19 protein-coding genes are annotated in these 21294 nt (G+C 62.0%); 15 read left to right on the top strand and 4 right to left on the bottom strand.

All coding sequences use genetic code 11. The features are described from left to right. Positions 1-32 precede the first annotated feature (32 nt). The gene (locus E4O92_RS06390; protein WP_135188918.1) at positions 33-998 is read right to left on the bottom strand and encodes a UDP-glucuronic acid decarboxylase family protein; all 966 of its coding nucleotides are present in this window, start codon (positions 996-998) and stop codon (positions 33-35) included. Beyond that, positions 995-2725, bottom strand: coding sequence for a carbamoyltransferase family protein (locus E4O92_RS06385; protein ID WP_135188917.1), 1731 nt, complete (start codon positions 2723-2725; stop codon positions 995-997). The genes E4O92_RS06390 and E4O92_RS06385 overlap by 4 nt, the downstream gene beginning before the upstream one ends. Positions 2726-2898: 173 nt before the next feature. Here E4O92_RS06385 and E4O92_RS06380 point away from each other — a divergent pair, with 173 nt between their 5' ends. From E4O92_RS06380 to waaF, 7 genes are all read left to right on the top strand, one after another. Continuing rightward, on the top strand, positions 2899-4695 hold the full coding sequence (locus tag E4O92_RS06380; RefSeq protein ID WP_135188916.1) for an ABCB family ABC transporter ATP-binding protein/permease: 1797 nt from the start codon (positions 2899-2901) through the stop codon (positions 4693-4695). A 115-nt stretch (positions 4696-4810) separates the two neighbouring features. Continuing rightward, positions 4811-5821 (top strand): glycosyltransferase family 2 protein, encoded by a 1011-nt coding sequence (locus E4O92_RS06375; protein ID WP_135188915.1) that lies wholly within the window; start codon positions 4811-4813, stop codon positions 5819-5821. Between the two features lie 9 nt (positions 5822-5830). Next, entirely contained in the window at positions 5831-6787 is a 957-nt protein-coding gene (locus E4O92_RS06370; RefSeq protein ID WP_135188914.1) for a glycosyltransferase family 4 protein, read from the top strand. Further along, positions 6784-8094 (top strand): glycosyltransferase, encoded by a 1311-nt coding sequence (locus tag E4O92_RS06365; RefSeq protein ID WP_135188913.1) that lies wholly within the window; start codon positions 6784-6786, stop codon positions 8092-8094. The genes E4O92_RS06370 and E4O92_RS06365 overlap by 4 nt, the downstream gene beginning before the upstream one ends. 9 nt (positions 8095-8103) lie before the next feature. After that, positions 8104-8853, top strand: a complete 750-nt coding sequence (locus E4O92_RS06360) for an SDR family oxidoreductase (protein WP_135188912.1) — start codon at positions 8104-8106, stop codon at positions 8851-8853. 1 nt (position 8854) lies between these two features. Next, positions 8855-9427, top strand: coding sequence for a D-glycero-alpha-D-manno-heptose-1,7-bisphosphate 7-phosphatase (locus E4O92_RS06355; RefSeq protein WP_135188911.1), 573 nt, complete (start codon positions 8855-8857; stop codon positions 9425-9427). After that, the gene (gene waaF / locus E4O92_RS06350; RefSeq protein ID WP_135188910.1) at positions 9424-10548 is read left to right on the top strand and encodes a lipopolysaccharide heptosyltransferase II; all 1125 of its coding nucleotides are present in this window, start codon (positions 9424-9426) and stop codon (positions 10546-10548) included. Before E4O92_RS06355 ends, waaF begins: the two co-directional genes overlap by 4 nt. A gap of 24 nt (positions 10549-10572) precedes the next feature. On the opposite strand, the gene E4O92_RS06345 is transcribed toward waaF, so the two are convergent. Beyond that, the gene (locus tag E4O92_RS06345) at positions 10573-11985 is read right to left on the bottom strand and encodes an SGNH/GDSL hydrolase family protein (protein ID WP_135188909.1); all 1413 of its coding nucleotides are present in this window, start codon (positions 11983-11985) and stop codon (positions 10573-10575) included. A 197-nt stretch (positions 11986-12182) separates the two neighbouring features. Between E4O92_RS06345 and E4O92_RS06340 the strand changes: the two genes are divergently transcribed. The 8 genes from E4O92_RS06340 (at position 12183) to E4O92_RS06305 (ending at position 20125) form a co-directional block, all read left to right on the top strand. Then, on the top strand, positions 12183-14501 hold the full coding sequence (locus tag E4O92_RS06340; protein WP_135188908.1) for a type VI secretion system Vgr family protein: 2319 nt from the start codon (positions 12183-12185) through the stop codon (positions 14499-14501). Then, positions 14498-14872 carry a DUF2345 domain-containing protein gene (locus tag E4O92_RS06335; protein WP_167759713.1) on the top strand — a complete coding sequence of 125 codons (375 nt, stop codon included), beginning with the start codon at positions 14498-14500 and terminating at the stop codon, positions 14870-14872. Before E4O92_RS06340 ends, E4O92_RS06335 begins: the two co-directional genes overlap by 4 nt. After that, the gene (locus E4O92_RS06330) at positions 14869-15750 is read left to right on the top strand and encodes a DUF4123 domain-containing protein (protein WP_135188906.1); all 882 of its coding nucleotides are present in this window, start codon (positions 14869-14871) and stop codon (positions 15748-15750) included. The genes E4O92_RS06335 and E4O92_RS06330 overlap by 4 nt, the downstream gene beginning before the upstream one ends. A 73-nt stretch (positions 15751-15823) precedes the next feature. Then, positions 15824-16456, top strand: coding sequence for a DUF3304 domain-containing protein (locus tag E4O92_RS06325; protein WP_135188905.1), 633 nt, complete (start codon positions 15824-15826; stop codon positions 16454-16456). Next, complete coding sequence (locus E4O92_RS06320) at positions 16453-17610, top strand: T6SS phospholipase effector Tle1-like catalytic domain-containing protein (protein WP_135188904.1); 1158 nt, start codon at positions 16453-16455, stop codon at positions 17608-17610. Before E4O92_RS06325 ends, E4O92_RS06320 begins: the two co-directional genes overlap by 4 nt. Before the next feature lie 158 nt (positions 17611-17768). Then, complete coding sequence (locus E4O92_RS06315) at positions 17769-18134, top strand: hypothetical protein (protein ID WP_135188903.1); 366 nt, start codon at positions 17769-17771, stop codon at positions 18132-18134. Between the two features lie 16 nt (positions 18135-18150). Then, positions 18151-18408 carry a PAAR domain-containing protein gene (locus E4O92_RS06310; RefSeq protein ID WP_135188902.1) on the top strand — a complete coding sequence of 86 codons (258 nt, stop codon included), beginning with the start codon at positions 18151-18153 and terminating at the stop codon, positions 18406-18408. A 265-nt stretch (positions 18409-18673) separates the two neighbouring features. Further along, a complete protein-coding gene (locus E4O92_RS06305) occupies positions 18674-20125 on the top strand; it encodes a tyrosine-type recombinase/integrase (RefSeq protein ID WP_135188901.1) in 1452 nt (483 codons plus the stop codon). A gap of 102 nt (positions 20126-20227) precedes the next feature. Here E4O92_RS06305 and E4O92_RS06300 read toward each other — a convergent pair whose 3' ends face one another. Next, positions 20228-21199, bottom strand: coding sequence for a reverse transcriptase family protein (locus E4O92_RS06300; RefSeq protein ID WP_135188900.1), 972 nt, complete (start codon positions 21197-21199; stop codon positions 20228-20230). Positions 21200-21294 lie beyond the last annotated feature (95 nt).

Below are 21294 nucleotides of genomic sequence, written 5' to 3'. Positions count from 1 at the left end.
ACGACCGCACTCGCCTTGCGACCCGAGTCACGCTAACCGGTGCCCTCCTCCGCCAGCACGCCGCGAAAGTATTCGATCGTGCGTTCCAGCCCTTCGCGCAGGCCCACCTGCGGGGACCAGTCCAGTTCGCGCTGCGCCATGCCGATGTCCGGCCGGCGCCGTTGCGGATCGTCGCACACGGCAGCCAAGTGGATGATCTCGGAGCGCGATCCGGTCAGCGCGCGTACCGTCTCTGCCAGCGCGCGCATGCTCACCTCTTCCGGGTTGCCGACGTTCACCGGCCCGCAGACGTGTCCGGGCGCCTCCATCAGGCGCAGCAAGGCGGCCACCGTATCGTCCACGTAGCAGAACGAGCGCGTCTGGCTGCCGTCGCCATAGATCGAGATGGGCGAGCCCGCCAGCGCCTGCACGATGAAGTTCGAGACCACCCGCCCGTCATCGGGCCGCATGTGCGGGCCGTAGGTGTTGAAGATGCGCGCGATACGCACCGTCAATCCGTATTGGCGCCGGTGATCCATGCACAGCGTCTCGGCGCAGCGCTTGCCTTCGTCATAGCAGGCGCGCGGCCCGATCGGGTCGACCCGCCCGCAGTAGTCTTCCGGCTGCGGGTGCACGTCCGGGTTGCCATACACTTCGCTGGTCGATGCCTGCAGGATGCGCGCGCCCTGGCGCCGCGCGAGCCCGAGCAGGTTGAGGGCGCCGACCACGCTGGTGCGGGTGGTCTGCACCGGATCGGTCTGGTATTGCCGCGGCGACGCGGGACAGGCGAGGTTGTAGATTTCGTCGGCCTCGACCAGGAACGGCATGGCCACGTCATGGCGCAGCAGCCGGAAGTTCGGCAGCGCGCGCAGCGGGGCGATGTTGCGCTCGCTGCCGGTGGACAGGTTGTCCACGCACAGCACGTCGTGCCCGCGCTCGACCAGTGCCCGGCAAAGGTGCGAGCCGAGAAACCCCGCGCCGCCGGTGACGAGGATGCGTTTGTGGGGGGCAACCGTCATGCGGCCGTCCCCATCATCGCCTGCTTTTCGAGCAGGAACGGCCCGATCGCGAGCGCATCGAGTGGGCTGGTGCAAAACGACGCGAGCGCGTCGCGCGGGGTACAGACGATCGGCTCGCCGCGGACGTTGAACGAGGTGTTGACCAGCATCGGCACCCCGGTACGGCTGCCGAACGCCGTGAGCAGCGCGTGAAACAGCGGTTGCCGCTCGCGGTTCACGGCCTGCACCCGCGCCGTCCCGTCCACGTGCCGCGCGGCCGGGATGCGCGCGGCCCGCTCCGGACGCACGCGTTCGACGAACAACATGAATGGTGAGCGCGCGCCGCCGACAAACCAGTCGTCCGCCGCTTCTTCCGTCACGGCTGGCGCCACCGGGCGGAAGTCCTCGCGCTCCTTGATCTGGTTGAGGCGCTCCTGCATGCCCGCGTCCAGCGGCGATGCCAGGATCGAGCGCGCTCCCAGCGCCCGCGGGCCGAACTCCATGCGTCCCTGAAACCATCCGAGCACCTTGCCGGTTGCCAGCAGATCGGCGCAGGTGGCAGCAAGATCCGGCGGGCGGCGGTAAGGCAATCGCGTTTCGCGCAGCACCTCTTCGATCGCATCAATCGCATATTGCGGGCCGAGAAAGGCATGCTCCATCGTCCAGCCACGCTCGGCACAGCCTCGTTCGGCGCGATCGACCCACAACGCGGCGCCCAGCGCGGTGCCGGCATCGCCCGCGGCCGGCTGCACCCATATTTCGGAAAACAGGCCGCGCTCGCGCAGGCAGGAGTTGAGTACGCAATTGAGCGCTACCCCGCCCGCCATCGCCAGGCGGCTGGCGCCGGTTTCCTTGTGTAGCCATTCGGCCAGCTGCAACACCGTTTCCTCCAGCACCGCCTGCAGGGAGCTGGCGATGTCCAGGTGGCGCTGGTCGATCGGCCCTCCGCGCCGGCGGGCCGGGCCCAGCAACTCGTGCAGGTCGGCCGGCGCGACTTCATAGCGGCCGCCACCGCGGTAGCGCACCAGCCGGCGCAACGCAGGCAGCCAGGACGGCCTGCCACCGGACGCCAGCGCCATCACCTTGCATTCGTCGCTCGAATGCAAGAAGCCCAGGTGGCTGGTGACGTCCTCGTACAACAGGCCCAGCGAATGCGGGAAGTCGACCTGGCCGATCCGCGTATAGCGCCCGTCGCGGTACAGGCCATAGCTGGTGCAGGCGCGCTCGCCACGCCCGTCCATGACCAGCACCGCGCATTCATCAAACGGCGACGCCAGGCAGGCGCTCGCCTCGTGCGCGCGGTGATGCTCGACAAAATGCCAGCGGAACGGCCCATCCGGGCTGGCGCCGGCGAACAGGTGCCCCAGGTGGTGCGGCGCGCCGCCGGCGAGCTGGCGCGGCGCGTTGACGACATAGCACAGCCCGAGCTCTTCCCACGGCGCGCTTGCGCGCTCGCGCGACGGCTCCAGCGGCAACGCGATGCTTCCAATCGTGCCGCGCGCGCCCAGTTGCAGGGACGGATCGTACGCATACGCCACGTGGTCGACATCGCGCAAGCCGATGCCTGCTTCCTGCAGGCAGTAGCCGATCGCGTGAAACGGCAGTTGCCACACCGTGAATGGCACCGGCCGCTTGCCGTGCTTGATGCGCGTGAACCGTTCCTCCTCGGCCGCCGCCAGCACCACGCCATCCCTGACCAGACAGGCCGAACAGTCATGGAAAGCGGCGTTGATACCGAGCGTGTACATGGCAGCTCCCGTCGGGCGAACTGCTGCTCACCATAGCGCGCCTCATCCGCTTTGCAAGCCGCACACGCGGGTTCCCCTAAAAAATTGAACACTGTTTGAGCCACCACAGGAATCCACTGCGGAGCGAAGGGGCCGCCGTCTGTCCAACGAGCATTGCCCCCGGACCGCGATACATGGCTGAGAACGCTGACCAACACGCCGATTGGCGCCGCATGGGCGCCGAACTGTGGAGCGTGATGCATCAATTCCGCTGGCGCATCGCACTTTCCGTCGCACTGCTGATCATTGCCAAGGTCGCGACCGTGGCGGTGCCGCTTGTGCTCAAGCGCATCATCGATGCGTTCTCGCATGCCCCCCTGCCCGCCACGCTGCCGGGCTACCTGCTGATGGGCTACGCGCTGATGCGCTTTGCTGCGACCCTGTTCAACGAGTGGCGCGACCTGCTGTTTGCGCGCGTGACCCTTTCCACCGTGTCCGCCTACGCGCAGCAGGCGTTTGCCCACCTGCACGCACTCGGCCCGCGCTTTCACGCCCAGCGCCGGATCGGCAGCCTGCTGCCGGACATCGACCGCGGCACCAACGGCATCGCCTTCCTGCTCGGGGTCGGGCTGTTCACGGCGGTGCCGACCTTGGTCGAAATCGGACTGGTGCTGGCGGTCATGCTGGACCGCTATGCGCCCAGCTTTTCGGTGATCATCGTCGTGACGTTCATTCTTTACGCCGGCTTCACGCTGGCGTTCACCGCCCAGCGCGTGCTGTACCAGCGGCGCGTGAACAAGCTCGATTCGCGCGCCAAGGGCCAGCTTGGCGACAGCATGATCAATTACGACACCGTCAAGTATTTCACCAACGAAGCAGTCGAGGCGAAACGCTTTGCGGACATCATGGACCGGTGGCTGGAAGCGGGCATCGGCAACCAGCGCGCGCTGTTTGCCTTGCACGTGGGCCAGAGCGCGGTGGTCGCGTTCGGGGTCGCGGCGATCATGTTGCTGGCTGGCGCGCAAGTGATCGCTCACCAGATGAGCGTGGGCGACCTGGTGCTGGTCAATGCCTACGCGCTGCAGGTGTGCCTGCCGCTCAACGCGCTCGGCTTCGTGTACCGCGAGGCGCGCGATGCCTGGGTCAACGCCGAGCGCCTGTTCGCGCTGCTGCGCGAACGCCCCGACATTCCCGAGACGCCCGGCCTGCCGCGGCTGCGGGCGGGTCCCGGCGAGGTGGTGTTCGAACACATCGATTTCCAGTACGAACCGGGGCGGCCGGTGTTGTCGGATGTGAGCTTTCACATTCCCCACGGCACGACGCTGGCCGTGGTCGGGCGCAGCGGTTCCGGCAAGTCGACCCTGGCGCGCCTGCTGCTGCGCATTTACGACCCGGACCGTGGCCGCATCCTGATCGACGGCCAGGATACGCGCCAGCTCAGCCCGGACAGCGTGCGCCGGGCGATCGGCGTGGTGCCGCAGGACGCCGCGCTGTTCAACGACACGATCAGCAACAACATCGCCTATGGCCGCATTGGCGCCACAACCCAGGAAATCATCGCTGCCAGCAAGTCGGCCCATCTGCACGACCTGATCGAATTACTGCCGGAACAGTACGACACGGCGGTTGGCGAGCGCGGGGTCAAGATTTCCGGCGGCGAAAAGCAGCGGATCGCGATCGCGCGGGCGATCCTGAAGAACCCGCCGATCCTGATCTTCGACGAAGCGACGTCCGCGCTTGACCTGGATTCAGAACACGCGATTGCGCAGGAACTGGACCGTTTATCGCGCAATCGAACCACTCTCATCATCGCCCATCGGCTGTCCACGATCGTCAATGCACACGCCATCATCGTCATGGAGCGCGGCCGCATCGTCGAGCGCGGCACGCATGCGGAACTGCTGCGGCGCAAGGGCCTGTACGCCCGCCTGTGGCTGCTCCAGCAGCGGCAGGACCAGGACCTGGCACGGCACGGGGCATCGTCATCGTAGAAGAGGTCGTTTCAAAATGAGCAGGGCAAGGCGCGGCGACGAAGACCGTGCGTTTGCACGGCGAGGAGCCGCAACGCAGCCATGCTCATTTTGAAACGACCTCCAAGGAGAACACATGCAAGCAACTTCGCCGGCGACGGCGGCGGCCGCTATCGGCGTGTCGGTGGTGGTGCCGACCTGCGGCAGGCAAGACCTGCTCGACCGCTGCCTGGACGCGTTGACGCGGCAGACGTTGGCGCCGTCGCGCTTCGAAGTCATCGTGGTCGACGACGGGCCGAGCCACGACACGCTGCGGCTGGTGGCCAATTGGCGCCTGCGCACCGCCCTGCGCGGCGGGCCGCGCCTGTTCTACATTGCCAATGCCGGCCCGCACGGCCCGGCCGCCGCGCGCAACCGCGGCTGGCGCGCGGCGCAAGCGCCGCTGGTCGCCTTCACCGACGACGACACTGTGCCCTCCCCCGATTGGCTGGCGGCCGGCCTGGGTGCGTTCCTTGATGGCGTGGACGCGCTGTGCGGGCGGATCGAAATGCCGTTGCCGGACCAGCCCACCGACTACGAGCGCAACGCGCGCGAGCTGGAGGATGCGCAATTCGTCACCGCCAACTGTTTCTGCCGCAAGAGCGTGCTGGAGGCGCTGGACGGCTTCGACGAACGCTTCACCGCGCCCTGGCGCGAAGACAGCGATTTGCACTTCCGCCTGCTCGAAATGCACGCCAGGGTCGTGCATGCACCGCAGGCGCTGGTGGTGCACCCGGTACGGCCGGCGCCGTGGGGCGTGAGCCTGCTGCAGATCAGGAAGATCGCGTTCGATGCTCTGCTCTACAAGAAACATCCACGCCTGTACCGCGAACGGATCGCCCGCCGCGCACGCTGGGACTACCACCTGATCGTGGGCGCGCTGCTGGCCGCGTGCGGCGCCCTGCTGGCCGGCAGCACCCGGGTGGCAGCCGTGGCCGCCCTGCTCTGGCTGGCGCTCACCGGCCGCTTTTGCGTGCGGCGCCTGGCCGGCACCGTCAAAACGCCCGCCCATGTGACCGAGATGGTGATCACCTCGGTCCTGATCCCGCCCCTGGCCGTGTTCTGGCGGCTTGCCGGCGCGATCCGCTACCGCGTCCGCTTTGCCTGAGAGGATCCCATGCGCCGCCTGAACGTGCTGACCTGGCATACCCACGGAAGCTACCTGTATTACCTGTCGCAGGCGCCACACGAGTTCCATGTCTTGTCCAAGCCCGGCCGCCCGCCCGGCTACGGTGGCCGCTGCGGCCCCTTTCCCTGGGGCGACAACGTGCACGACCTGCCGGTCGAAGCGGCGCGCGACCGGCAGGTCGACTGCATCCTGTTCCAGGACGACCACCAGTGGGAACAGGACCAGTACGAATTCCTGAGCCCGGCGCAGCGCGCTCTGCCGCGCATCTACCTCGAGCACGACCCGCCGCGCGCGCATCCGACCGACACCCTGCACCCGGTCGACGACCCCAACGTGCTGCTGGTGCACGTCACCCGCTTCAACGAACTGATGTGGGACAACGGCCGCACGCCGACCCGCGTGATCGAGCACGGCGTGCGCATCCCGGACGGCGTGCGCTACAGCGGCGAGCTGGAACGGGGGCTGGTGATTACCAACCACCTCGACCGGCGTGGGCGCCGGATGGGACCGGACCTGTTCCTGCACGTGCGCGCGCAGCTGCCGCTGGAACTGGTCGGCATGGCGGCCGAGGCGCTGGGCGGGCTCGGCGAAATCGAGCACGGCATGCTGCCGGAGTTCGCGGCGCGCTACCGCTTCCTGTTCAGCCCGATCCGCTACTCGAGCCTGGGACTGGCCGTGATCGAGTCCATGATGGCCGGCCTGCCGATCGTTGCGCTGGCCACCGCCGAGATGGCGACGGTGATCGAGAACGGCGTGTCGGGCTACATCGACACCAACGTGGCCACGCTGGTTGAGCACATGCGCGAGCTGCTGCGCGATCCGCTTCTCGCGCGCGAACTGGGGCAAGGTGCGCGCAAACGCGCGCTCGAACGCTTTTCCATCGAACGCTTCAGCGCGGACTGGGACGCGGCGCTGCGCCAGGTTACGGGCCAGGAGGGGGCATGAAACTGGAAAAACCCGTCACGGGCGGCGGGGGCGGCCCGGCGCTACGCCACATCGCCATCGTCAGCGACCACGCCTCGCCGCTGGCGGCGCCGGGCAGCATCGACTGCGGCGGCCAGAACGTCTACGTCGCCCACCTGGCGCGCGAACTGGCGCTGGCCGGTTACGTGGTCGACATCTTCACCCGGCGCGACGCGCTGGCCCAGAAGCAGCTGGTGCACTGGCGCGAAAACATCCGGGTGATCAACGTGCCGGCCGGGCCGGCGCACTACGTACCGAAGGAGCAGATGCTGCCCTACATCCAGGCCTTCGCCCGCTTCGTGACCCGCTTCGCGCGCCGCCAGCAAGCCCGGTACGACATCGTGCATGCCAACTTCTTCATGTCCGGCATGGTGGCCCAACACCTCAAGCAACTGCTTGGCATCCCGTTCGTGATCACCTTCCACGCCCTGGGCCACGTGCGCCGCCTGGCGCAAGGCGCGGCCGACGCCTTTCCGCCGGCGCGCCTGCGCATCGAAAGCATGCTGATGCGCCAGGCCGACCGCATCATCGCCGAATGCGCCCAGGACCGGCTGGACATGGAGCAGTTGTATGGCGCCGCGCCCGAGCGCATCGCGGTCGCGCCGTGCGGTTTCGATCCGGAAGAACTGTGGCCGGTCGATGCGCCCGAGGCACGCACCCGGCTCGGCCTGGCGCAAGAAAAGTTCATCGTGCTGCAGTTGGGACGCATGGTGCCGCGCAAGGGCGTGGACACCGTCATCCAGGGCGTGGCGATGCTGCGCAGCCGCCATGGGATCGACGCCGAACTGCTGGTGGTCGGCGGCGACTTCGACCAGCGCCACGGCCGCGACAGTCCCGAAATGATCCGCCTGCGCACCCTCGCCTGCCAGCTCGGCATCGGCGAACACGTGCGCTTCACGGGACAACAGCCGCGCAGCGAGCTGCGCTACTTCTACGGCGCCGCCGACGCCTTCGTCACCACGCCCTGGTACGAGCCGTTCGGCATTACCCCGGTGGAAGCGATGGCCTGCGCGCGCCCGGTGATCGGCTCGGAAGTGGGCGGCATCAAGAGCACCGTGGTGGACGGGTTGACCGGCTTCTTGATCCCCTCGCGCGATCCGCAGGCAGTGGCCGAGCGGCTCGCCGTCCTGCACCACGATCCCCTGCTCGCGCGCAGCATGGGCAATGCCGGCCTGCGCCGCGCCTACGAACACTACACCTGGCGTGCGGTGGCCCAGCAAGCCGCCGCGATCTACGCCTCCGTACTCGAGGAAACCCGGCACGCCCGGGCCGACCTGTCATCCATTTAGGAGAAACCCATGGCATCGACCGCAGCACGCGCAGCACCCGATCTTGCCGGCAAATGCATCTTCATCACCGGCGCCGCCAGCGGCCTGGGGGCGGCGCTGGCCACGCTGCTGGCGGAAAGCGGCGCCGATATCGTCGCCACCGACCTGCGCGCGCATGCGCTGGCAGCCTGTGCAACACGCTTGCGCGAACTCGGCGGGCGGGTGCACACCATTGCGTTCGACGTCGCCGAGCCGCTGGCGGCGGCGCGCGCGATCGCGGAAGCGGTCGAGAAGATGGGCCGGCTCGACGTGCTGATCAACAACGCCGGGACCGACGTCACCCTGCCGATCGAGGAAATTTCCGATCAGAATTGGCTGCGCGTGATCGGCACCAACCTGAACGGCCCGTTCATGCTGGCCAAGCACGTGGCCGCGCACATGCGCCAGCTCGGCGGCGGCCAGATTGTCAATGTCGCCTCGACCGCTGCCAAGCGCGCCTGGCCGAACGCAGCGGCCTACCATGCCAGCAAATGGGGCCTGCTCGGGCTGTCGCACGCGCTGCACGCCGAACTGCGTCCGCACAACATCCGCGTCACCGCCGTGATCGCCGGCGGCATGCGCACGCCGTTCCTGCTCGACCGCTTTCCCGACCTGGACCCGGACCGGCTGCAAGATCCAGTCAACGTCGCCGAGGCGATTCGCTCGGTGCTGCTGCTGCCGCCATCGAGCGTGGTGGCCGAACTGACCGTGCTGCCCGCGCAGGAAACCTCGTGGCCCTGACATGAAAGCAATCTTTCTCGACAAGGACGGCACGCTGGTCGAAAACATTCCCCACAACGTCGAACCGCGCCGCATCATGCTGACCACCGGCGCCGGCGCGGCGCTGCGCCTGCTGGCGAAGCTCGACTTTCGTTTCTTCGTGGTCACCAACCAGTCCGGCATCGCCTACGGCTATTTTGGCGAGGACGCCATGCCGCCCGTCAGCTACCGCCTGGGCGACCTGCTGTTCCGTGAAGGCCTGTTCTTCGAGCACTTCTACTACTGCCCGCATCACCCCGACGGCACCGTCGCCCGCTACGCGGTCCAATGCCATTGCCGCAAGCCGCGGCCCGGAATGCTGCTCAAGGCGGCGCAGGATTATGAAATCGACCTTAGCGCGTCGTGGATGATTGGCGACATCCTGCACGACATTGAAGCGGGCAACCGGGCAGGCTGCCGCACGGTATTGATCGACAACGGCAACGAGACCGAATGGCACCTCGGTCCACGCCGCATCCCCACCCGCATCGCGCCCGACCTCTATTCGGCAGCGGTGCTGATCGCCAGCCATACGGAACACACAGACACGCGATGAAGCCGTCCTGGAACAAGGCACGCCGGGTATTGTGCGTGCGGCTCGACTCCCTCGGCGACGTGCTGATGTGCACGCCAGCGATGCGCGCGCTGCGCGACTCGCTTCCTGGCCGCGCGCTGACCCTGCTCGCCTCCCCCGGCGGCGGCGCCGTCGCGCCCTACCTGCCCGAGGTCGAGCGGGTCCTGGAATACGAGGCGCCATGGATCAAGAGCAGCACCACGCACCCGCCAAAGGCCGACATCGCCTTTGCAGCGCGCCTGCGCGCGCACCGGTTCGACGCCGCCGTCATTTTCACCTCGTACAGCCAAAGCGCATTGCCAGCGGCCTTCCTGTGCCACCTGGCCGGCATCCCGCTGCGCCTGGCCCACTGCCGCGAAAACCCGTACCGGATGCTGACCGACTGGGCGCCCGAAACCGAGCCGGAACGCCTGGTGCGGCACGAGGTACGGCGCCAACTCGACCTGGTCGCCAGCATTGGCTGCCGCACCGAGATCACCCGGCTCTCGTTCGCCCTGCGCGAGCCGGATCTTGACCGGGTGGCCCAGCGGCTGGCGGAACTCGGCATCAAACAGGGCCAGCCGTGGATCCTGCTGCACCCTGGCGCCAGCGCCCCCTCGCGCCGCTATCCGCCGCGGCACTGGGCCGAACTGATCCGCCAGCTGTCCGATCGGCTCGGCTGGCCGATGGTGGTCACCGGCGCCGCGCATGAGACGCCGCTGGCCGACGAAATCCGCGATGCCAGCGGCGTACCCGTGCACTCGCTGACGGGCATGCTCGGGCTGGGCGAAATGGGCGCCGCGCTCAAGCTGGCCACGATCGCGGTCTCGAACAATACCGGGCCGGCACACATCGCCGCCGCGGTCGGCACGCCGCTGGTCGACCTGTACGCGCTGACCAACCCGCAGCATACGCCGTGGCAAGTGCGGCATCGCGTGCTGTACCACGACGTGCCATGCCGCTTCTGCTTGAAAAGCGTGTGTCCAGAAGGCCATAACGACTGCCTGGCCAAGATTCCCCCGGCCCGCGTGGTCGAAGCGGTTTGCAGTCTGCTCGAACCCGAAATGCAAGGCGCAGCGGCGCATCCCCTGCGCCGCCGCTCCGCCGCGCCGCACGCTGCCTGAGCATTGAAACAGCTGGCGCAGCGATTACCTGGAACGCGTGCCGGCCCAAGGCTGGCCGCTGCCCGCCAACAAGGCCAAGGGAATCGCATTGGCCATCGCCTGCATGCCCTGATCGCTCGGGTGCAGGTGGTCGCCGCTGTCGTAAGCCGCCAGCATCCGTGCCGGATGATCGGGGTCGCGCACCGCGGCGTCGAAATCGATCACTGAATCGAACTCGCCGCTGGTGCGGATCCAATTGTTCACGGCCACGCGCAGCGCCTCCTTCTCCGGCGTGTAGTAGCCTGCGAAGCGCGTGCCCTCAAACGGCGTTAACGTCGCGCCATGCACAGTGATGCCCTTTGCATGAGCCCGGGCGATCAACTGGCGGTAGCCCGCGATCATCTCGCCTAGCGTCGGCATGTCCGAAACGGGAATTGTGCCCGTGCCCGGGTGACCGATGTCGTTAATACCGATCAGCACAATCATGTGGCGCACGCCGGCCGTGGCCAACACATCGCGATCAAAGCGCGCCAGAGTCGACTTGCCGAACATCGGCTGCTCGCCCGGATCGCGCAGCAGGCGGTTGCCGCCGATACCGCGATTGACCATGCCGAGCCGGCCGTTCGCGCCTGCGCCCCGCCTGTCATTGGCGATCTTGGCATCGGCCGTCGCACTCGCGCCATGCAGGCGCAGCGCCAGCAGGTCGGGCCAGCGGCGGTTGGTGTCGAGCGTGGTATTGGCGCCATCGGTGATCGAATCCCCGAATGCCACAAGCGCCGCACTACCCGGAGAATTGACGTCCACTTCCGTCAGGAACGGCCACGACATGATCGTACGCTCGACCGGCAACGTAACCGAACCGGTGAAGTTACCTGGCTGCGAAACGTAATTGGTCTGGAAGGCCGAGCCGTGGGACGTGGATGCCTGCACCGAGCCGGGCAAGTACAGGCTCACGGCCAGCTCCGACATTGCGGGCACGTTCAGGTCAACCGGGTCGGACAGCACCGCCGCGCCTGGCGGAACAATCATTGCCTGCATACCGCTGAAGGTGAGCACTCGATCAGATCCCGCGACAATATTCGCGGCAGTGTCGCGCAGCGCGATATGTGCCGAGCCAATACGCAGAGGCGTCGCGCCCAGTTCGTTCGAAACGCGAATCCGCGCCTGGTTGCCGCCGATGCTGGTGCGGACGATCAGGCGCAGCGTGGCGTCGTTCAGCGTCATCATCTGAGCCGCCACCGCCGGGCCCGCCGGCGCGGTGCCCCAGGTCCCCACCCAGTGCTGGATTTCCGGGGGGCGCGACTGGGCTCCGACGGGCGCAACCTGTCCCCCTAAGCCCGCGAGGGCCAAAACTACGGCCAGAAAAATCCGGCGCGACGCAACGCCATTTGCAATCCCGGGCCGCACGACCGACATCCGCTTGAAAAATGCGAAAAACCGCGACATGAGTCTGCTCATCTCCTCTCCCCAACGCTGCTTTTTGTTGTCGTGAAGGCAAACGGCTCGGCTGGCCGAACAGCTGAGAATACAACAATTCCAGAAGAACAAGTAGCACAAGAAATCCCGTCGGGTCGCTCCCGTTGTTGCCTATCAAAAACAGAAAGTTGTGACGTGCCACCATTCAAGCTTGTTCCGAGACAATCTTGGAGGCGGCTGTGGGAAGCGACAACGATTTCGTCAATTTCATGCTCAAGCAGAAGCAGCTCAAGGTGAATACCAGGGCGATCCGGTTGACGCTCGCCCCTCGCCAGCAACTTGCCGACGACGTTCTATTGCCCCAGTTCGTCACAGGCAAGGAGGCAATTTGTGACGGCTTCACCTATTGCGTGAACTGCGTCGCCACCTCGAACACCTTGGCCCTGAAGGAATTCATCGGCGTTCCCGCAACCCTCCAGTTCGTCACCGACCGAGGCCAGCTTCGCAAGATAAGTGGCCTGGTAGCCGAAGCCAGTTCGGGCGACAGCGACGGCGCGATCGCCAGCTACCAGATCGTCATTCGCGACGCACTGGCAATCATGGGAAACCGGGTGAATACGCGCGTCTTCCGCCACATGAGCTGGCCCCAGGTCGTTAAAACAATCCTGGGCGAATGGCAGCACATCAACACAGGTTTGATCGGCGCCTTCGATTACGAATTTGCACCCAACTTCAACCACGATTTATTTCGGGAACGCGAACAAACGCTGCAATTCAATGAATCCGATTCGGCCTTCCTGCGGCGCGTGTTGGCGCGCGCAGGGATCGGCTGGTTCTTTCGGGTCGGGCGCAACCGCTCCTGGCAACAGCGCAATCAGGACGACTCATATCCGGCCCACACCCTCGTGCTGTTCCACGACCAGCGGGCACTGGACCAGAACGCGGCCGGCAGCGTGCACTACCACCGCGACGCCGCGACAGAAAAACGCGACACGATTACGCGCTGGGGCGCGGTTCGAAAGCTACAGGCGGGAAGCGCGACCCGATTCAGCTGGGATTATAAAAATCCGGACGGCACCACATTCATGGCAACCGACACCCAGAGCCGGGCCGACCAGGGACTGTCCGGGAACGTTTTGGCCGCGGGATTAAACGAATACATCATCGATCCGCCACACGTAGGCGACAATGTGGACGAACTGGTCCGCCTGGGCACGCTGTACATGAGGCGCAAGGACCTGGAAACCAAATGCTTTCACGGCGAAGGCAGCGTTCGCGACTTCTGCGCCGGTGAATACTTCATTCTTGCCGATCACCCTGAAATTGATCGCCATGATGCGGCGGATCGTGAATTCGTTATCACCTCAGTCGAACTGGCAGCGCAAAACAATCTGCCGCAAGGGCTCGAGGCACGCATACAACGCCTGTTCGATCGGAACTCCTGGCTGGACGCGCCATATCGTGACGGCTCATCATTTGATTTCGCAACCCAGGGCAGCCCGGTCCGGTTCCATATGCGATTCGAGGCCGTACGCCGCTCCGTCCCCATCGTGCCGGCGTTTGATCCCCGAACAGACCTGCCCGATCCCGGCCTGCAAAGCGCCATCGTGGTCGGCTTGGAAAATGAAGAGATACACTGCGATTCGCTTGGACGGGTAAAAATTCGCTTTCCAGCGACGCGCCCCGCCGACCACAAGCATGCATACGGCGCTGGTGCCTCCAACACCCAGTCCGATTCCGCCTGGGTCCGCGTCGCATCGAATTGGGCTGGCAGTTCGACCTCACACTGTGGAACGCTTGCGCTGCCACGTGTAGGGACCGAAGTGCTGGTTGCCTTTCTCGGCGGGGATCCGGATAAGCCGATCATCATCGGCCAGCTGTTCAATGGGCGGGCGCTGCCCCCACCGCTAAGTTCGCGCGCCAATCTCCCGCTGACCCGCGTCCTGTCAGGAATGCGCAGCCAGGAAATCCGGGGCGGACGCGCCAACCAGCTGTGCTTTGACGACACGCCGCGCGAGATCAGCGCCCAACTCGCAAGCGACGACGGGGCATCCCAGCTGAACCTAGGTTGGCTCACCCAGCCGCGGGACAATCGACACCGGCCACGCGGCGAAGGCGCCGAACTGCGTAGCGACAAGGCCGTGGCGGTGCGCGGCGGCAAGGGAGTACTGATCACTGCGAAAGCCAGCAACGAAGCCGAAGGAAACCAGCTCGACCGCGACGAATTGATCGGTCTGACAGATGGCCTGCGCAATATCGCCGACCAATTATCGAAACTGGCTGAGACGCACTCAAAAGATCGCGCCGCTGGTCCTGAATTGGCTGGGCTGGTGGACAAGCTCAGGAATCTGCATCAAGGCACCAATGTGGTCTCACGCGATACCGCTGGGGGAGGTGGCGCACCCATTGTCGCCGTCAGTGGCCCCGCAGGGATTGTCATTGCGAGCCAGGAAAATCTGGCACTGGGCGCTGAGAAGAACGCGGACCTTATTACGGCTGCCGATACCACTTTCACGGCGGGTGGAACGACATCGTTCTACGTTCGGCCAAGGGCGTGAGTGTATTCGCGAACGACGGTGGGATCAAGAACATCGCAGCGAAAGGTCCCGTTCAGATCGACGCCCAGGACGGTGCAATAGAACTGCTTGCCAAGAAGGTTCTCGAGATCATCAGCACCACGGACTGGATCAACATCAAGGCGAGGCAAGGCGTACGGATCTACGGCGGGGGCAGCGAATTGCAAGTCAGCGCCGAGGGCATCTTCGGCTACACAACTGGAAACAGCCACATCTACGCCGCCGACCACCAGACATTCAAACAACAGTCGCGCACGACGCAATTCGCCGACGAACTACCGCATCACAACATCTGCATTCCCTGCATGCTCGCAGCGGCGCGCATGCGTAGCCCTATGGTGGAGGCCGAATGAGCAGCGAAAAATCTGAGGTTTATGCGTATCTCCTGGTCGACAACGGTTTGCTCCAAGAGTCGTCCGCAAAATACACCGAACCATCAGCGGACAGTCGGCCGACATGGCTGGAGCCGATTTATGAGGCCAAGGCATTGGAAGTTAGTCCCCTTCTGATCGACATCGAGGCGGCATACGAGGGGGGATCGCTCGATCGCATGATGGAGTTGGTCAACGCGCTCAAACCGGCGATGCATCTATCGATCATCGAGTCCGCGCTTCCATTATCCGAACTCGCTCAGCATCTACGGCGTTTCATCTTCATCGTTGCTGAAAACGGCAAACAGTACACGCTACGCTACGCCGACTGCGCGGTATTGGTTCCGCTGTCATCGGTGCTGTCGCCATCTCAGTGGACAACGCTAACGGAGCCATTGCTTCGCTGGTCGGCTCATGACCGCGCAAACGCTCTGATCCAGATGCCGCCGCCGATCATGGAGCAAACGGGTGCGCCCACACCACTTCACTTTACAGACGACCAGTTCACGACTCTGAACGAAGCCCTAGAGCCAGATCACTTTCTGGCGCAGGTTAAGCAGCTGCGCGCTGGAATCACCTTTCCGGGCGACGCCTGCGAACAGCATGCATGGGCAAGCCAAGCCCGAGAAGCCTGGCGTGCGGCTGGTAACACAAATAATCTCTTCCTGCTGTCCCTTACAGAAGCAGCGCTGCTGACCCGAGGCGAAATTCTTCGGCGACGAAATCTTCCCAGTTTGCTTGCCATAAAAGAACTAAGCTCATTTCGAGCCAAGATTCGTGAATTGGCCCAAGAAATCGAGGAGAGGCGGATTCGATTGCTAGAAATGAAAACAAGTAGCCCGGAAACAGCACAATACTAAAGAAGGGCCCTGTGATAAATGACCACATTTCGCTCCCCGTTTTAAGCAGAAGTCACCGAACAAGGACAAAAAAGTGAACAGCCAGAATACAAAGCCAATATTTTCTTTCCGAACTCGTTCTGCCTTACTTGCTTTAGCCGTAATCGGCGCATGCGCGGTGGGCGCTCTAATCAACAAGGATAAGGCCGAATACATTGGCGTCAACATTGGAAGCGATCACCACATGGGCGAAGATTATAGCGTTTATCAATTTTTTATCGATGGAAATTACGGCGGCAACATTGACCGCGGCGGTGGCGGTGGCGGCATGGTCTGTTGCATTGGAATCCCCGAAAAATGGCGCGAGGGACTTTTTGTGGACGTCCGTTGGGAAGTGTTCCATTGGCTTGACGGTGGTGCAAAAAGGCCACTGACAAGCCAAGACGTAGAAAGCGCCGGAATTTATCGTGCAGCTAAAGTGCCTGTAGAAAAATATAGCAAACCAGGCGATCTTTGGGTTCATTTCTTCCCCAATGGTCGTGTACGTGTTGTTGTAAGCAATTCGGGGTCGGAGCATCCAGCCCACCCTGTAAAGCATAACGAGCCCCGGGATGCATTAACTGCGTCCGCTGGAACGTTGATAGCTGAGTTTTTCACGAAAGATGAGCTGGAGAAAAATCAAAAGAAAACGAAGGAGGAACGTCGTATTTATGGAGACTGGAGATGAAAGCCGTTCGTATTCACGCCGCGGCGTGCCTTACAGCTCCGACTAACGTAATCAAGCCGGTCGATCCGAAGCTCCACTGCGATGCCAATAAGTGCCAAATTCGAATAAACGTTGGCTTATTTTTTGATGGCACCAATAATAATATGGAAAAAGACTTGGCAAATAGGGCAGACAGCAACATCGCGAGACTATACAATGCCTACCCAAGAAAAACCAGCCTTGGCTATTTTTCACAGTACATTCCTGGCGTCGGAACAAAATTCGAAGAAATCGGCGAAAAAACCCAGAGCACGATGGGCGAGGGATTCGGCCAGGGTTGCGAATCGCGAGTCCTATTCGGGCTGTTGACATTCTACAACTTCCTCCACCGTGCGGCCTTTTCAGGCCTCCTCCTGTTTGAAAATGACGAGATCAAAGCACTGTGCATGAATGTCTCTGACATGGAACGTAAGGACAGTTTTACTCTTCAGCGCCTGGAAGTGCCCATGGGCCTCGTGGGGCAATATTTCGAGGACGAAGGTAATCGAACCATTTTTCTACGAAAACACGCTAGCCTTCTCGAAGCCAAGCTAAAAAAATCCAAGCCACAAATTGTCGAATGTTTCCTCGACGTGTTTGGCTTCTCGCGGGGCGCGGCGGAAGCACGAGTTTTTTGCAATTGGCTAAATCAATTAATGTCCAACGGAAAGCTTGCGGGTGTTCGCATTCGATTCCGGTTCGTTGGCATCTTTGATACGGTAGCCTCAGCCGGTTTTTGGTCCGGCACCGCTGCTGGCGTTACAAGTGGTACCGGTGGGCACAGCTGCTGGGCACAGGCAAAATTCTTGCGATTGCCATCCAACGTCGAAAACTGCATCCACATGGTCGCAATGCACGAATTGCGCCGTAACTTTCCGCTCGACGAGATAGGCGAAAATGGAGTCATGCCAGCTGGGTGGCAACAATACGCTTATCCCGGCTCTCATAGCGACGTTGGAGGCGGCTATAAACCAGGCGAGCTTGGCATCTCTGTTGGGAAGACTATGGATGAGGGTGACTCACTCAAGCTGTCGCAAATACCCCTCAATCACATGCTGGACTGCGCTATTGCTTCCGGGGCAGCCCTGTCGTCACTGGGAATCGGTATGACTCATTTGCAATCCATCCACGTTTAGCCAAGGCATATGCGGAATTTCTGTCGGCGGCGACAACGTCTCCACGCCCGATATGCGATTGGCTTCAGCATTACCTGAACTGGCGCTGGCAGGTCCACGAAACCTTTTCACAATGCAGTCAAGTGAGGTTGGCAAGCAATGATGACAAGCGGATTCTCATGGATTTTAATGACAGTCTGATCAAAGATGCCAACGCCTTAATTCGGTCTTCGATGGGTTGGGGCAAGCGGACACTAGCCGTTGCGATGGACTTTACAGGGGTCGGTGCGCGCAATGATCTTCGCAGAACATTCTTTTTAGATCCGGAAGCGCGCGATGTTCTCAGGCTGGCTCAGAGCGCCAAGCCCACCCCACCGGAGTATTCCATATTGTTCGATGAATTCGTCCATGATTCGCTCGCAGGATTTAACAAAGCACTTTGCGAGCTCCCCGGATACTGGCGCTACCGAAAAGTATTCCAGGGAAACGATGGTCCTGTTATCGCGTCCAATCAGGAAATCGAGACAACTCGCGAGATCGCTTAGTAATGGAGAATCCAACATGAAAGACGATCAAGGCCGCGGCGTCATCAGGCTCGGTGACAAGACCAACCACGGTGGCGAAGTGATGTCGGCTGCCGAAGACTTCACCGTGCTGGGCAAAGCAGTCGCGCTGGAAGGGGATTCAACCTATTGTCCGCAATGTAAGGGGAAATTTCCGATCCAGCCCAGCGGAAGCACCCGCAAGCACCATGGCAAGCAAGTTGCCTTCGACCAGGACCTAACGGCATGCGGCGCCAAACTGATCTCTTCGATCTGACGAGCGAATAGAAACAACAAGGGCCCATCCGAAGATGGGCCCTTGTCTTTGAATCATTGGTCGGGGCGAGAGGATTCGAACCTCCGACCACCTGCACCCCATGAAATTAAACGTCGAACTTCCCCGGAAGCCACCGAACTACAACGGACAGATAAATATGCTTAAAATCAAATAGTTACATTGTCTTACTCGACCGAGATGATCCGTTGACGCTCAGCAACAGCCATGTTATGGTGTACCCATTGGTGTACCCATTAGAGAATACATGACCCGCTACCCCCGCCAAGGCAAAGGCCGTCGCTGGACGATCAAAGAGTTTGAAGCTATCCCGACCGCATGGAAGGGCGACACACTGAGTGATGGGGATGGCCTGGTTGGCGAGGTGCGTGTAACGCGCGACGGCATTGTTTCATTGCCTTTTCGTTATGGCTTCAAGTGGGAAGGGAAGAAGGCGTGGCATTACTGCGGGGCGTGGCCGACTGTTAGTTTGGAGGCCATTCGGGCCGAACGTGATCGGGCGCGAGCATTGGTCAAGGACGGCGTAAAACCGGCGGACGCCAAGCGCGCAGCCAAGATCGAGGCGCAAGCCGAAGTTGAGGCCACGATTGCCGAGGCTGCCCGTATCGAAGCCGATAACCTCCCCATCCGCGCGTTGTACGAGGCTTGGATACTGGATGGCGTGTCGCGCTCAGACGGGAACGCCGAATTGCGCCGCTGCTTCGAAAAGGATGTACTGCCAGCAGTCGGAACAAAGGCCGTTCGCCATACGACAGAAGGAGATTTGCGGGTCGTGCTCCGGGCCGTGATTAAACGCGGCGCCTATCGCATGGCCTCCCGCCTCCATAGCGACCTCATTCAAATGTTCGCTTGGGCCGAGAAGCGCAAGCCGTGGCGCGCGCTCATGGCAGAGGGCAATCCCGCCGAACTAATCGAACTAAACAAGTTGCTTCCGCCAGGCGTGAATCCAGACGCCGAACGTGAGCGCGTACTGTCGGGTGAAGAACTGCGCGAACTGCGGGTCAAGCTGGACGAGATGGAAAACCTCTACGTCGCAGCGCCAGCAGGCACAAAATACAGCGTTGATCGACCTCTCAAGAAGGAAACACAACTGGCGCTCTGGATTTGCCTTGGCACGATGTGCAGGATTGGCGAACTGCTTATGGCTCGTTGGGAGCATGTAGACCTAGCCACGGGCGAGTGGCTCGTACCCCGCGAGAACACCAAGACCAAGGCCGAATGGAAAGTGTACCTATCTCCGTTCGCGCTGCGCCAATTCAAGGCATTGCATGCACTGACGGGAGACACGCCGTTTTGCTTCCCCGCTAGTACAGCAATGGGCGAAGCGCCTGGGCAGCATGTATACGTCAAGAGCGTATCGAAGCAGATTGGCGACCGGCAAGCGCGCTTCAAACAGCGGAAGCCGCTCAAGAACCGCAAACACGATGACTCGCTTGTGCTCTCCGACGGAAAGAACGGCGAATGGACGCCGCACGATCTGCGGCGCACTGGTGCGACAATGATGCAGCAGCTTGGCGTTTCGCCGGATGTAATCGACCACTGCCAGAACCATGTGCTTGCCGGCAGCCGCGTGCGCCGCGCGTATCTCCATTACGATTACGCGAAAGAGAAGCGCGAGGCATGGGAGCGCCTGGGCGAGCGAATCGAGGTACTACTTAACGATTCAAACGTGATTCCATTCACAGGAAAGCAAGCATGAATCTGTCCGCCGTACCGCTTGCACTTATGGATGAACAGGGCGATCCTTGCTCGGCTCCGACCCCGACCGAACTTGGCTGAGATGCCCCCTTCCAAGGACGCACTAAGTCTCGAAGGACTTCTCTACAAAATCTGAATACGCTAGGTGGCCGGCCATGATTTCAACATCTTTAGCCGAGCGCACCCTCCCATTAGCAAGAAGATGCCGAAACGCTCGAAGTTTGTTTCGATAACCCTTTGTTAATTTTGGCCGCTTATCTTCGACTAGTAAGCCGTGCACCTTTAAGCGATTCGGCCGCCGGGAAAGAACAAATTTTCGCTCCGAAAGCTCCCACGGGGACTGAACAAAGAGATCTCTTATCTCGGAAATTAGAGTCTCGGACACTTCGCCTGACCCAGAAAAAACAATGTCATCCGCATATCTCGATAAGCGTGCCTGATGTTTTGTCGCAAGTGCCAGAAGAGCCTTGTCCATCTCGTCAAAGCAAATATTTGAAAGAACAGGACTTGTAGGCGCGCCTTGAGCTAAAGCCCCGTCTAAGCAAGAAAGCGACGCGATTGTGCGCGCAGCATACTCATTGAAGCCCAGTCGCTTCAAATTCGCCTCAACAAGGGCAAAGGGAGTGGAGGGAAAGAAATCAGCGATATCCGCAGACAATATCCATTCGGCTCCACAATGTATGGAGGCAGCCTGCACATGTGATCTATTGGGAACAAATCCGTACACGTGCTCCGGTGGAGAATAAGCCGCTTGAAGCTGCGCGCTTAGCCATTTCTGTACAATTTTGAGTCCTACACGCGGCGCATCAATTCTACGCGTTGACCGCCCCTTCGCAATATGAAATGTACGATAAAAGCGGTGTGGCCGCGCCTCGAAGGACCAGATCAATGCAGGATTCACTCCAAGCATTAATGCTAATGAGTGACGGGAGGAAATCGGCGGTAGGCCAAGTGCTTCAAGACGTTCATACTCGGCAATTTCGGCATCAGTGGACGTGCCACTCGCCTTTATGAACTCCTGCAGAGTTCCGAACGTGAAGTATCTCGACGATTGAAGATGAAGTGGGAGCCTCATTTAGCAAAGTTTTTAACTTTCGTTTTGGGGCCGGAAAAATCTTCGGTGCTTCGAAGGAGCGCCGGAGAGTTTTCCGGCACCCTTCTATGATAAGT

It is taken from the genome of Massilia horti, assembly GCF_004614195.1.
Taxonomy (GTDB): Bacteria; Pseudomonadota; Gammaproteobacteria; order Burkholderiales; family Burkholderiaceae_D; genus Telluria; species Telluria horti.
Note: the sequence above shows the minus strand (reverse complement) of the source record. Positions and strands in the feature narration are given on the sequence as shown.

Coding starts and splice junctions, on each gene's coding strand:
- E4O92_RS06390 (WP_135188918.1), bottom strand. CDS start 998: ATGACGGTTGCCCCCCACAAACGCATCCTCGTCACCGGCGGCGCGGGG.
- E4O92_RS06385 (WP_135188917.1), bottom strand. CDS start 2,725: ATGTACACGCTCGGTATCAACGCCGCTTTCCATGACTGTTCGGCCTGT.
- E4O92_RS06380 (WP_135188916.1), top strand. CDS start 2,899: ATGGCTGAGAACGCTGACCAACACGCCGATTGGCGCCGCATGGGCGCC.
- E4O92_RS06375 (WP_135188915.1), top strand. CDS start 4,811: ATGCAAGCAACTTCGCCGGCGACGGCGGCGGCCGCTATCGGCGTGTCG.
- E4O92_RS06370 (WP_135188914.1), top strand. CDS start 5,831: ATGCGCCGCCTGAACGTGCTGACCTGGCATACCCACGGAAGCTACCTG.
- E4O92_RS06365 (WP_135188913.1), top strand. CDS start 6,784: ATGAAACTGGAAAAACCCGTCACGGGCGGCGGGGGCGGCCCGGCGCTA.
- E4O92_RS06360 (WP_135188912.1), top strand. CDS start 8,104: ATGGCATCGACCGCAGCACGCGCAGCACCCGATCTTGCCGGCAAATGC.
- E4O92_RS06355 (WP_135188911.1), top strand. CDS start 8,855: ATGAAAGCAATCTTTCTCGACAAGGACGGCACGCTGGTCGAAAACATT.
- waaF (WP_135188910.1), top strand. CDS start 9,424: ATGAAGCCGTCCTGGAACAAGGCACGCCGGGTATTGTGCGTGCGGCTC.
- E4O92_RS06345 (WP_135188909.1), bottom strand. CDS start 11,985: ATGAGCAGACTCATGTCGCGGTTTTTCGCATTTTTCAAGCGGATGTCG.
- E4O92_RS06330 (WP_135188906.1), top strand. CDS start 14,869: ATGAGCAGCGAAAAATCTGAGGTTTATGCGTATCTCCTGGTCGACAAC.
- E4O92_RS06320 (WP_135188904.1), top strand. CDS start 16,453: ATGAAAGCCGTTCGTATTCACGCCGCGGCGTGCCTTACAGCTCCGACT.
- E4O92_RS06315 (WP_135188903.1), top strand. CDS start 17,769: ATGGATTTTAATGACAGTCTGATCAAAGATGCCAACGCCTTAATTCGG.
- E4O92_RS06310 (WP_135188902.1), top strand. CDS start 18,151: ATGAAAGACGATCAAGGCCGCGGCGTCATCAGGCTCGGTGACAAGACC.
- E4O92_RS06305 (WP_135188901.1), top strand. CDS start 18,674: ATGACCCGCTACCCCCGCCAAGGCAAAGGCCGTCGCTGGACGATCAAA.
- E4O92_RS06300 (WP_135188900.1), bottom strand. CDS start 21,199: ATGAGGCTCCCACTTCATCTTCAATCGTCGAGATACTTCACGTTCGGA.